11 protein-coding genes and 2 pseudogenes are annotated in these 11,823 nt (G+C 62.2%); 9 read left to right on the forward strand and 4 right to left on the reverse strand.

Translation table 11 applies throughout. The features are described 5' to 3' along the window. The first annotated feature begins 22 nt into the window (after nucleotides 1-22). The 6 genes and pseudogenes from ACFQAU_RS10510 to ACFQAU_RS10535 all read left to right on the forward strand — a co-directional run bounded on the left by ACFQAU_RS10510 (nucleotide 23) and on the right by ACFQAU_RS10535 (nucleotide 5,363). Nucleotides 23-982 (forward strand): calcium/sodium antiporter, encoded by a 960-nt coding sequence (locus ACFQAU_RS10510; RefSeq protein ID WP_206054285.1) that lies wholly within the window; start codon nucleotides 23-25, stop codon nucleotides 980-982. 12 nt (nucleotides 983-994) lie between these two features. Next, nucleotides 995-1,773: pseudogene (locus ACFQAU_RS10515) on the forward strand (SDR family oxidoreductase). A 285-nt stretch (nucleotides 1,774-2,058) separates the two neighbouring features. Beyond that, entirely contained in the window at nucleotides 2,059-3,927 is a 1,869-nt protein-coding gene (gene uvrC, locus ACFQAU_RS10520; protein WP_067628891.1) for an excinuclease ABC subunit UvrC, read from the forward strand. A gap of 78 nt (nucleotides 3,928-4,005) precedes the next feature. Further along, a complete protein-coding gene (gene pgsA / locus ACFQAU_RS10525) occupies nucleotides 4,006-4,671 on the forward strand; it encodes a CDP-diacylglycerol--glycerol-3-phosphate 3-phosphatidyltransferase (RefSeq protein ID WP_132444239.1) in 666 nt (221 codons plus the stop codon). Beyond that, entirely contained in the window at nucleotides 4,668-4,916 is a 249-nt protein-coding gene (moaD, locus tag ACFQAU_RS10530) for a molybdopterin converting factor subunit 1 (protein WP_132444240.1), read from the forward strand. Before pgsA ends, moaD begins: the two co-directional genes overlap by 4 nt. Nucleotides 4,917-4,919: 3 nt before the next feature. Then, nucleotides 4,920-5,363 carry a molybdenum cofactor biosynthesis protein MoaE gene (locus tag ACFQAU_RS10535; RefSeq protein WP_132444241.1) on the forward strand — a complete coding sequence of 148 codons (444 nt, stop codon included), beginning with the start codon at nucleotides 4,920-4,922 and terminating at the stop codon, nucleotides 5,361-5,363. 9 nt (nucleotides 5,364-5,372) lie between these two features. On the opposite strand, the gene ACFQAU_RS10540 is transcribed toward ACFQAU_RS10535, so the two are convergent. Genes ACFQAU_RS10540 through ubiA form a run of 4 tightly spaced genes read right to left on the reverse strand, consistent with a single transcriptional unit; the run spans nucleotide 5,373 to nucleotide 9,062 of the window. Continuing rightward, a complete protein-coding gene (locus tag ACFQAU_RS10540) occupies nucleotides 5,373-5,768 on the reverse strand; it encodes a VOC family protein (protein WP_132444242.1) in 396 nt (131 codons plus the stop codon). A 24-nt stretch (nucleotides 5,769-5,792) separates the two neighbouring features. After that, a complete protein-coding gene (locus tag ACFQAU_RS10545; protein WP_007118939.1) occupies nucleotides 5,793-6,116 on the reverse strand; it encodes a hypothetical protein in 324 nt (107 codons plus the stop codon). After that, a complete protein-coding gene (locus ACFQAU_RS10550; RefSeq protein ID WP_120351767.1) occupies nucleotides 6,103-8,028 on the reverse strand; it encodes an OmpA family protein in 1,926 nt (641 codons plus the stop codon). The genes ACFQAU_RS10545 and ACFQAU_RS10550 overlap by 14 nt, the downstream gene beginning before the upstream one ends. A gap of 59 nt (nucleotides 8,029-8,087) precedes the next feature. Next, a complete protein-coding gene (gene ubiA / locus ACFQAU_RS10555) occupies nucleotides 8,088-9,062 on the reverse strand; it encodes a 4-hydroxybenzoate octaprenyltransferase (protein WP_132444243.1) in 975 nt (324 codons plus the stop codon). A gap of 12 nt (nucleotides 9,063-9,074) precedes the next feature. On the opposite strand from ubiA, the gene ACFQAU_RS10560 reads away from it, so the two are divergent. From ACFQAU_RS10560 to ACFQAU_RS10570, 3 genes and pseudogenes are all read left to right on the forward strand, one after another. Beyond that, nucleotides 9,075-9,794: a 16S rRNA (uracil(1498)-N(3))-methyltransferase gene (locus tag ACFQAU_RS10560; RefSeq protein ID WP_132444244.1), complete on the forward strand. Its 720-nt coding sequence runs from the start codon at nucleotides 9,075-9,077 to the stop codon at nucleotides 9,792-9,794. A 16-nt stretch (nucleotides 9,795-9,810) separates the two neighbouring features. Beyond that, entirely contained in the window at nucleotides 9,811-10,341 is a 531-nt protein-coding gene (locus tag ACFQAU_RS10565; protein WP_132444245.1) for a hypothetical protein, read from the forward strand. A 96-nt stretch (nucleotides 10,342-10,437) separates the two neighbouring features. Further along, nucleotides 10,438-11,807, forward strand: a pseudogene (locus ACFQAU_RS10570) (glutamate--cysteine ligase). Nucleotides 11,808-11,823 lie beyond the last annotated feature (16 nt).

The following is an 11,823-nucleotide window of genomic DNA, read 5'->3' on the forward strand; positions in this document are numbered from 1 at the left end:
GCGCCTGTAAGGGAGGGCGTTGATGCTGATGCCGTGGCTACTTTCGGGGCTTGGCCTCGTGATCCTGCTGTTTGCGGGGGATGCGTTGGTGAAAGGTGCGGTGAACCTGTCGCTGCGCCTTGGCGTGCCCGCGCTGATCGTCAGTTTGACGATCGTGGCCTTCGGCACCTCGGCACCGGAACTCCTGATTTCGGTCAAGGCGATCTTGGACGGGGTGCCGGGGCTGGCGCTTGGCAATGTGGTCGGGTCGAACACGGCTAACATCCTGATGGTGCTGGGCATTCCCGCTCTGTTGGCGACGATGCACACCTCTGAATGCAGCACGCGCAAGACCTATAATCAGATGATCGCGGCCTCGCTGCTCTTTATCGCGTTGGCCTTCCGCGGTGTGTTCGACTGGATCTCGGGGCTGATCCTGCTCTCCGGTCTGGCCTATATGCTCTACGACGCCTTCAGCGATGCCAAGGACCACCGCCGCGCCTGCCGCAGCGTGGAGGTTGAGGAAGAGGAAGAGCCCGAAGGCGCCGACCCCGACATGGCGGGCTGGCAGATTGCGCTGTTCCTGATCCTCGGGCTGATCGGCCTGCCCTTGGGCGCGAGCCTTTTGGTGGATAATGCGACGCTCATCGCCCAGACCTACGGTGTCAGCGACACGGTGATCGGCCTGACGCTGGTGGCGGTGGGCACGTCGCTCCCGGAACTGGCGACCACGGTGATGGCGGCGCTGCGCCGTCAGGCGGATGTGGCGCTTGGGAACGTCATTGGTTCGAACATGTTCAACCTGCTGGCAATTATCGGCATCGCAAGCCTTGTCGGCCCGATCTCGGTCGACGAAGCCTTCTTGCGGATCGACCTGTGGGTGATGCTGGGCGCGTCGCTACTGCTGATCCCCTTCGTCTATCTGGGGCGCGACCTCACACGGCTTTGGGGTGTGGCGCTCAGCGCGCTTTACGGGCTTTATTTGTTAATCATCCTGATCTGAGGAGGGCGGCAGATGCGGCGGGCATTGGTGACCGGAGCCGGGCAACGTCTGGGCCGCGCCATGGCGCTCTATCTCGGGCAGCGGGGCTTTGACGTGGCGGTGCATTACGCCACCTCGCGTGCCGGGGCCGAGGCAACCGCCGCTGAAATCACGGCCATGGGCCGTCGCGCCGTGGCCCTGCAAGCCGACCTTTTGGACGATACCGCAGCCGGGGCGCTGTTGCCCCGCGCGGCAGAGGCGCTTAGCGGGCCGATCACCTGCCTGGTGAACAACGCCTCGATATTCGAGCAGGACGATATCGCGAGCGCCAGCCGTGAAAGCTGGGACCGCCATATGGGCAGCAACCTGCGGGCGCCCTTCGTGTTGACGCAGGCGATGGCGGGGCAGGGGCTGATGCCCAAGGTCGACGCCGGGGGCGAGCCGCGTGCGCGCGGTTTGATCGTCAATATGCTGGACCAGCGGGTGCGCAACCTGACGCCGGAATTCACCACCTATACGATCGCCAAGATGGGCCTTTGGGCAATGACGCGCACCACTGCGCAGGCGCTGGCCCCGGCGATCCGGGTCAATGGCATCGGTCCCGGCCCCACGTTGCAAGGCCCGCATCAAGACGCCGAAGACTTTGCCGCGCAGCGCCGCGGCACGGTTTTGGGCCGGGGGCAAATCCAGAGGATATCACGGCGGCACTGGGCTATTTCATCGATTCGCCGGGCGTCACAGGGCAGCTTATCTGCACCGATGGCGGCGAACATTTGCAGTGGGATACAAGCCCTAAAAGCCCCCGAAACTGACGGCCATGCGGGAAGTTTTGCACCTCGTTAACCTATGTAACCAAAGTGTTACCGAAACCCTTTTGTTTTCAGGGGCTTGTTTCACGGCAAACAAAAAAATGAGCGAAATCAGTGCATTACGATCGTGCCTAAAAAACAGGCAAATCAGCGAACCATGTTAAAAACAAAGAGAAATCCAAGATGCCCAGAAGTTATCGGCAGAGTTATCCACATGTTTGGTGGACATGTTAAAGCTTGCCCCCATTGCCGTCCTATTGCAGCGAAGCACGAGAATCAGCGCCTGAGATGACCACGCCAAACGACAGCCCTCCGCCGCAAGGCCGCCAAGTGATTCAGGCCTATCTGAAGTCGCTCGATTCCTCGCCGGGCGTCTACCGGATGCTCGATGCGGAGAGCCGCGTGCTCTATGTTGGTAAGGCGCGGAACCTGCGCGCGCGGGTGTCGTCCTATGCGCGGCCGACGGGGCATTCGGGCCGCATTTCGCGGATGATTGCCAATACCGCTTCGATGATGTTTTTGACCACGAAGACGGAAACCGAGGCGCTGCTTCTTGAGCAGAACCTGATCAAGCAGCTCAAGCCCAAGTTCAACGTGCTGCTGCGCGACGACAAGAGCTTTCCCAACATCCTTGTCACCGCCGATCACGACTATCCGCAGATCAAGAAACACCGCGGCGCGAAGAAAGAGAAGGGCAGCTATTATGGGCCCTTCGCCAGCGCGGGCGCGGTGAACCGGACGCTCAACCAGTTGCAGCGGGTCTTCCTGTTGCGGGACTGTTCCAATGCGATGTTCGACAGCCGCACACGGCCCTGTCTGCAACACCAAATCAAACGCTGCTCGGCCCCCTGCGTCGGCAAGATCTCGGCCGAGGAATACCGCCAGACCGTCCGTGATGCGGAGCGGTTTCTGAGTGGCAAATCGACCGAGATTCAGGGCCGTCTGGCGCAGGATATGGCCGAGGCATCTGAGGCGATGGAGTTTGAACGCGCCGCCGCTCTGCGCGACCGGATCAAGGCGCTGACGCAGGTGCAAACGGCCCAAGGCATTAACCCGCAAGGGGTGAACGAGGCCGACATCATCGCGCTCCATATGGAGGGCGGACAGGCCTGCGTGCAGGTCTTCTTCATCCGTGCCAACCAGAACTGGGGCAATCGGGACTACTACCCCCGCGTCGGGGCCGATGTGGACGCCGCCGAAGTGCTGGAGGCTTTCATCGGCCAGTTCTACGACACCCGCGAGCCGCCGCGGCAGTTGATCCTGAGCAATGAGATCGAAAACCCCGATCTGATGGCCGAAGCGCTGAGTGGCAAGATTGGTCGCAAGGTGGAACTGTTGGTGCCACAGCGGGGCGAGAAGGCCGAACTGGTCGACGGTGCCCTGCGCAACGCGCGCGAAAGCCTAGCCCGCAAGATGGCCGAGACGGCGACCCAGACCAAGCTATTACAGGGACTGGCCGATGCCTTTGATCTGCCAAAACCGCCCGATCGGATAGAGGTTTACGACAACTCGCACATCCAAGGCACCAATGCGGTGGGCGCGATGATTGTCGCGGGCCCCGAAGGGATGATGAAAAACCAGTACCGCAAGTTCAACATCCGCGGCGATGACCTGACCCCCGGTGATGACTTTGGCATGATGAAAGAGGTGCTGCACCGCCGGTTTAAACGCCTGATTAAAGAAGACCCAGACCGAAGTCGTGGGCTTTGGCCCGATCTGTTGCTGATTGATGGGGGCGCCGGGCAGGTGAGCGCGGTGGCCTCGATTATGGCGCAGCATGGGGTGCAGGACATTCCGATGGTCGGCGTCGCCAAGGGCATTGATCGGGATGCGGGCAAGGAAGAGTTCCACCGTGTCGGCAAGCGCGTCATGGCGCTGCGGCACAATGATCCGGTGCTATATTTTGTGCAGCGGCTGCGTGACGAGGCGCACCGTTTCGCCATCGGCACCCACCGTGCGAAACGCGCCAAGGGGGTCAGTGCCACGCCGCTTGACGATGTGCCGGGCGTCGGGGCTGCGCGCAAGCGGGCGCTTTTGGCGCATTTCGGCTCGGCCAAGGCGGTGGGCCGCGCGAACCTTAGCGATCTTAAGGCCGTCGAAGGGGTGTCGGATGCGCTGGCAGAGACAATTTATGGCTACTTCCATGAAAAGGGTTAGGTATGCGTCCGCCGAAGGGCAGGCCGCTGGCGCGGTTTCGTCCTTTCAGCCGCGAACGGCGCAAGATAGGATAACGTCATGAAATGGAATTTGCCCAATATCCTGACCCTGCTCAGGCTGGTCGCGGCCCCCGGTGTGGCGGTCATGTTTCTCTATTTTACGCGCCCCTACGCCGACTGGTTCGCATTGGTGCTCTTCGTCGGGGCGGCGGTGACGGATTGGTTTGATGGCTATCTTGCCCGCGCTTGGGGGCAGGAAACCAAACTGGGCGCCATGCTCGACCCGATTGCCGACAAAGCGATGGTCGTGATCGCGCTGATGGTGATCGTGGCCTTCTCAAGCTGGTCGCCTTGGCTGGTGCTGCCCGCCACGCTGATCCTGTTTCGGGAAGTCTTTGTCTCGGGCCTGCGTGAATATCTGGGCGACGTTGCGGGCACTTTGAAGGTCACCCAACTGGCCAAGTGGAAGACGACCCTGCAGATGATCGCCATCGCCGTGCTGTTCTCGCAAGGTGTGTTCGAGCATTACCTCGGCATGAGTGTTTTCGGCATGGACCAGCAGATGATCGAAGCGATCCTTGATGGCGAGGTCGAAGATACTCTGGGGCTGGGTTGGAAACTCGCCGGGATGGAATGGGCCGGGCTGTTGGGGCTGGTCCTGCTGTGGATCGCCGCGGTGCTGACCGCCATCACCGGCTTTGACTACCTGCGCAAGGCGCTGCCACATCTGAAGGAGCCACGCTGATGGATGTTCTGTATTTCGCTTGGGTCCGAGAACGGATCGGCCTGCCCCGCGAGCGGGTGGAGAGCCAAGCCACCACAGTGGCCGAACTGATCGAAGAATTGCGCGGGCGCGAAGAGCGCTATGAAGTGGCGTTTTCTGACCTCTCCGCATTGCGCGTGGCCGTGGATCAGGAGTTGACCGACTTCGACGCCCCGCTGAATGGCGCGCGCGAAGTGGCCTTTTTCCCTCCGATGACCGGGGGCTGACCCATGCGCGTTTTGGTGCAGGAAGCGCCCTTTGATCTGGCCGAGGAAACCGCACGTTTCGCCAAGGGCGAGGGCGGCAGCGGTGCGATTGTGACCTTTACCGGCGTCGTGCGCGACAATGATGCAGGCACGCTGAGCGCGATGGAGATCGAACATTACCCGGGCATGACCGAAAAGGCGCTGCGCGAGATTGCGCAGCAGGCCGTTGCGCGGTTCGATCTGCAAGATGCGCTGGTGATCCACCGCCATGGGCGTCTGGTGCCGGGCGAACAGATCATGATGGTCGCCACGGCAGCGCGGCATCGCCGCAGCGCATTTGAGGCGGCGGAGTTCTTGATGGATTATCTCAAATCCCGCGCGCCGTTTTGGAAGCGCGAGATCACGGCTGAGGGTGAGGCTTGGGTCGCTGCAAAAGACGATGATGAGGCTGCGCTAGAGCGCTGGTAAGCCTCTGCTTCAGGCGAAGCGTCCGCCTTTTTCGATGACTTCGATCTGATAGCCGTCCGGATCCGCCACAAAGAAGAACTTCGCCACCGTTTCTCCGGCAGGGCGAAAATCGACGATGTCCCGCGGGGCGGCACCAGCCTTGAACGCGGTGTCGCGGGCGGCCTCAAGGTCTTCGACCACAAAGGCCAGATGGCCATAGCCGTCGCCCAGATCATAGGGCGTATCGCGGTCCTTGTTGACTGTCAGCTCCAGCTCGAAATCGCCCGAGGCGTCGCGCAGGTAGATCAGGGTGAAGCTGTCAAAATCCAAACGGTCCGCAATCTTCAGCCCGAAAACGTCTTCGTAGAATTTCACCGATGCCGTCTCATTGAAGACGCGGATCATGGAATGGGCGAGTTTGGCCATGGGAGCCTCCGGAAGGGCGTGGGGCTAGGCTTTCTGACGCTCGATATAGGCGCGCATCTCTTCGGCCTCGTGGCGGGCATCGCGCAGGCCGTCCATCGCGGCGCGCAGCTCTGCCTCGGTCTGGGCAAGCTGGTTGGTCAGTTCGGCTTCGCGCTGCTGCAGATAGGTGATCGCCTGATCGCGGGTTTCCTCGGCCTCGTGAAGCTCTTGGCTCATCCGGTCAAGCTGGGCCACATCATCGGCGGCCACACGGGTGAAGCGGTTCAGCAGCCAGTTGGCGAACCATCCCATGCAGAAGGCCACGAAAAGAATGATGGCTGTTGCCAGGACAAACTCAGTTCTGCTCATCACCGCTGCCTTCTTCGGTTTCGTCGGATTCCCCGATCTCTTCTGCCGTGGTATCGCCCGTTTCTTCAGCAGATTCCAGCGCTGTTTCGTCTTCGGGCGTCTCAGCCTCGGGTTGGATCAGGCGGAATTCGATGCGGCGGTTGGCTTCGCGGCCATCCTCGGTCTTGTTGTCGGCGATGGGGTTTTCTTCGCCGTAGCCCTTGGCAAGGAAGGACGAGGTCAGCACCCGGCGGGCGCGCAATTCGTTCAGAACCGATTCCGCGCGGCTTTGCGACAGCGACAGGTTCATCGATTCGCGGCCTTGGCTGTCGGTGTAGCCCTGAATTTCCAGCGGGATGTCACCGCAGCGTTTCAGCACCTCGGCGATATCATCCATCGTACCCAAAGCGGCCGCGTCGATCGTGGCGCTGCCCGGCTCGAAGGTGATCTTGCCGATTTTCAGGATTTCGCGAATCTCGGCTTCGCATTCTTCGGGTGTGGGCAGACCCGCGATGGGGTCGAGCTTTTCTTGATAGGTGATGTCGATGCTGTAATCCGCACCTTCGCCCAGCTTGTCAGCCAAGAGTGAGGCAACGGTGGTGTTCGCATCCTTGTTGCCGGTGTTGCCCATCACCTCAAGCCGGTCGGGCGTGACGTTGACAGAGCCGTTGGCCAGCGAGGCCATGGCCTCTAGCCCGGTCAGGACCCGGGTGGCCCAATCGTCCGGCAGGGTCTCGTCTAGACGTGCGGCGGTATAGACATTGGCCGATCCGAAATGCGATTTTGCGTAGCTGTCCGCCAGATCGCGTAACCCCTCGGTCGAGAGCCGTCCGCGCAGTTGCACCTGCCCCTCGGGAGAGAGGGTGGCGGTGAATTCGGGCGGGCCTGCGTCGGGGTCTTCGACTTTCGGCAGTTTCGCGGTCAGGGCGAAAACATCCGGAAGGGCGTTTTCCAACTCGCCCACAACGCGGTCGAAGGTGTTGGAATCGGTGCCGGGCGCAGCCAGCAATGTAATGTCTGCATCCGCGAAAGAAATGGCGCCTTGGCCCACGCGGCTCAGCGCTTCGATGGCCAGCGCCACGGCGCGGCCCCAGTTCGGGCTGGGCACACCCAGACCGATGGTGCAATCAGCACTTTCTGACGCGCCGGCGGCGATGCCCGCTTTCAGGATGCGGTTGGCGGCGGCTTCGGTATCGGCAGAGCAAGCATCGAAACGCGCGCCTTCGGCGTCGATCTCAAACCGCAGGGTAAAGGGGGTGATCACCGGGCGGGGTGCTGCAATGTCGAGCCGCAGCCGCAGGCTGGGCGGGGCCGCGCGCTGCAGTTTACGCTCCATCTGGGCCTTGGCGGCGGCGCTGTCGGCGATGGCGGTAATCGTCACGCGCCCCGCATCGACCGAGGCTTTGGCGCGGGGCAGGTCCGCCATGGCACGCACCGCAAAGTTCAGCGCGTCTTCCCAGCCTTCGGGGGCTGGATAGTCGGCAGCTTCCAACAGGTCAGTCACCGTGGCGTCACCCGCCATGTCATCAAAGGCGTCGATCACCGCCTCGCGGTCGGTGCTGGTGGGGATCAGGCCAATGATCGAGATGCCCGCATCATTGCGCAGAACCTCGGCAGAGAAACGCGGCGGGGCGATGCCGGATTGGGCCTCGACCTCCATCTCGTCGATCACGCGGGCGGCGTCGACCACGGTGCCTGCGGTCGACAGGGCGCGGAAACGCACGGCCTCGGTCGGGGCGATCCCGGCGAGGGTGACTTGCAGACCATCGGCCTGCACCTCGGCCCATGTCATGCCCTGATCGTCCAGCGCGTCACGCACACCGATTTCGGAAGTATCCTCGATCAACTGCACCGAAAAGCTTGCCGCCACGAGAGAGACCACCCCTGCGGCTGCAAAGGTCAGGGCGATCATGAAAATGGCGGAGAGGCGCATGGGCGGCCTTCTGGTTGTTAAGCTCAAGACTTGATACGCGCGTCCTGCCGGGGGTGCAATCAGGCCAGAAGACTTGCTGCGAAAAACAACAGCGGGATCATGCCGGTATCACGGTTAGCGCGAAAGAGCTGCAAAAGCTTGGCGTTGTCCTTCGTATCCAGCCCCCGAAGCTGCCACGCCATATGCCAGCCCATCGCCCAAGGCCCGCCGAGGGCAATCGCCAGCGCCAGCACCGAAGCCTGCGGCAACCCGGCATAGATCACCGCGATCCCCATCAGCCCCACGGTCGCCATTAAGAAGCGTCGCAGCCATTGGCCCGAATTCTCACCAAAAAGCCGCGCGGTGGATTTCACCCCAATCAGCGCGTCATCCTCGGCGTCCTGATGGGCATAGATCGTGTCATAGAACAGCGTCCAAGCGATCCCTGCGAGGTAGAGCACCACGGCAGGCGCGTGCAGCGTGCCTGCATGGGCTGTCCAAGCCAGCATCGCGCCCCAGTTGAAGGCCAGCCCCAGAAAGACCTGCGGCCACCATGTGAACCGTTTGGCGAAGGGATAGACAGCCACCGGCAGCAGCGCCAGGACGCCCATGGCGATGGCTGCTTGGTTAAAGGTTAGCAGGATCAGCAGCGCCAGCAGCATTTGCCCCACCATCCACGCCAGCGCCTGTTTCACCGAGACCGCGCCCGAAGGGATCGGTCGCGAGCGGGTGCGCGCGACCTTGCCGTCGATGTTGCGGTCGGTGATGTCGTTCCACGTACAGCCCGCCCCTCGCATCAGAAAGGCGCCGATGCCGCAGCCCGTGAAAATCCACAGATCCTCCCACCGGGGTGCCTGATCGAAAAGGATCGCAAGGCTCAGCCCCCACCAGCAGGGCAGCAGCAACAGCCATGTGCCAATGGGGCGATCTGCGCGGCTCAGCCGCAGGTAGGGGCGCAGTCCGGCAGGGGCGTAACGGTCGACCCAATTGTCGGCCACCGCATCGGCAACAGGCGCATCGGGCGTAGCATCTGGCGAAGGCGGCTGGTTGTGCATATATCTGGCCCCATGAATGCGAAAATCAGATTGTATGTAGATCAGCCCTTGGGGCAGGGGCAAACGGTTCCTTTGGCGCGCGAGCAGGCGCATTACCTCTTTGGGGTGATGCGGCTGTCGGTCGGGGCTGGGGTGCTTTTGTTCAACGGGCGCGATGGCGAATGGCTGGCCGAGGTCGCTGAGGCGGGCAAACGCGGCGGGGTTCTGACCTGTGTCGAGCAGACCCGCCCGTTGCAGATGCCGCCGGATCTGTGGCTGCTTTTCGCGCCGATCAAAAAGACCCGGACAGATTTTATTGTTGAAAAAGCCGCCGAGATGGGCGCCTCGCGCATTATCCCGGTGATGACCGAATTCACCAACGCAGGCCGCGTGCAGCAAGCGCGCCTTCAGGCCCATGCGGTCGAGGCGGCAGAGCAATGCGGCGGCACCTATGTGCCCGAGGTGGCCGAGGCAGTGAAGTTAGGGCGGCTGCTGGATCAATGGGACAGCAACCGTCAGATCATGTTCTGCGATGAGACTTTGGCTGGCGAGCGCGGCGCGCTTCCCATGGGGGCAGGCGGACCATGGGCTATTCTCATCGGTCCCGAAGGTGGGTTTTCGGAAGGAGAACGCAAGCGCTTGCACGGGTTTGATCATGCCCACGCCGTCACACTGGGGCCGCGCATCCTGCGGGCCGATACGGCTGCGGTGGCGGCGATGACGATGTGGCAGCAGGCTTTGGGGGATTGGTGATGCAAAGGATGGCCCAATGAGTTTCCTGCGCCAAGGGGCCCGCGACCAGCTTTGGCGCTGGCGCGAAGCGATCGTCGGCGGCGGGCTGATGCTCTTTGGGCTCTGGCTGGTGGCCGGGCCGGGCTTTTTGCTGGCGGTGCCGGGATACGCTGCCCTTGCGAGCGGGACTGCGCTGATCTGGCTCGGCGTGCAGCGTGCGCGCTTTCGCGGTGAAGGTGACGGGGCGGGGGCCGTTCAGGTTGTCGAGGGGCAGATCACCTATTTCGGCCCGCTGACCGGCGGCACGGTCGCCCTGCGTGAACTGCAGCGGCTCAGCCTTGACCGGCAGATGTTTCCCGCCCATTGGCGGCTTGAGCCGCGCGACGATGAAACCCCCTTGCTGATCCCGGTGAATGCCGCTGGCTCCGAGGCGCTTTTTGACGCTTTCGCCGCCCTGCCGGGCCTGCGTACCGAGCGGATGCTCTTTGAGTTGCGCAAGACCCGGCATGACGCCGTTGTGATCTGGGAGCGCGCGCCGCTGCGCCCGGCGCATGTCTTGCTGCATTGACAGCCCCGGCAAATCCGCCCATCCCTGCTAAACACGACGCCAAGTCGTCACCTTAGAAGACACCCAAGACGACCCTTCAAAACGGAGCCCTCGCAAATGTCCATTCCTCAATCCGGCGGCGGCCCGATCGAACATCATGACCAAATGGCGCAGTATCTGGCCGACGGCTGCAAGCCAAAGAAGATTGGCGCATCGGTACAGAACACGAGAAATTCGGCTATTGCACCGATACCCTCAAGCCGTTGCCCTATGAGGGCGACCGCTCAATCCGGGTGATGCTGGAAGGGCTGCGTGACCGTCACGGCTGGGCGCCGGTCGAAGAGGGTGGCAAGCTTATCGGGCTGGAAAAAGAGGGTGCGAACATCAGTCTTGAGCCGGGCGGGCAGTTGGAGCTGTCGGGCGCGCCAGTCGAAACCATCCATGAAACTTGCGATGAGGTGAACACCCACCTGCGCGAGGTCAAAGATGTGGCCGATGAGATCGGCGTGGGCTTCATCGGTCTGGGTGCCGCGCCCGAGTGGTCGCATGAGCAGATGGATTTGATGCCCAAGGGCCGCTACAAGTTGATGGACAGCTATATGCAAAAGGTCGGCACCATGGGCACCACCATGATGCGCCGCACCTGCACCGTTCAGGTGAACCTCGATTTCGCGACGGAAGCCGACATGGTGCAAAAGATGCGCGTCGCCGTGGCAATGCAGCCTATCGCCAATGCGCTTTTTGCCAATTCACCCTTCCTCGACGGCAAGCCCAATGGCGTGAAATCCACCCGCGGGTTGGTGTGGCGCAATCTGGATGATGCCCGCACTGGGATGGTGCCTTTCGTCTTTGACGAGGGTTTTGGGTTTGAGGCTTGGGTGCAATATGCGCTCGATGTGCCGATGTATTTTGTCTACCGCGATGGCAAATATATCGACGCGCTCGGCCAGTCCTTCCGCGATTTTCTGAAGGGCGAGCTGCCTGCGCTGCCCGGCGAGAAGCCGACGCTGAGCGATTGGGCCGATCATCTGACCACGCTCTTCCCCGAGGCGCGGGTGAAGAAATTCATCGAAATGCGCGGTGCCGATGGCGGCCCGTGGCGGCGTCTTTGCGCCCTTCCGGCCTTCTGGGTCGGGCTGATGTATGACCAGAGCGCGTTGGATGGCGCTTGGGATTTGGTCAAGGATTGGGATGCCGACACCCGAGAAGAGCTGCGTATCGCGGCCTCGACCCACGGCCTTCAGGCCGAGGTTGGCGGGCTAAAGATGCATGATCTGGCCCGCGAGGCGGTGGCCCTGTCAGAGGCCGGTTTGAAAGCCCGCGCCCGTCCCGGCGCAGGCGGGCTGGTCCCGGATGAGACGCATTTCCTCAACGCCCTGCGCGATAGTATCGAGACGGGCCGCGTGCCTGCGGATGATCTGCTGGCGGATTATCATGGGCCATGGAACGGCGATCTGAGCCGTATCTACGCCGAATATTCCTACTGAAACATGAATTGGCTGA

Origin of the sequence: Sulfitobacter profundi (assembly GCF_042661425.1) — a bacterium.
Classification (GTDB): domain Bacteria; phylum Pseudomonadota; class Alphaproteobacteria; order Rhodobacterales; family Rhodobacteraceae; genus Sulfitobacter; species Sulfitobacter profundi.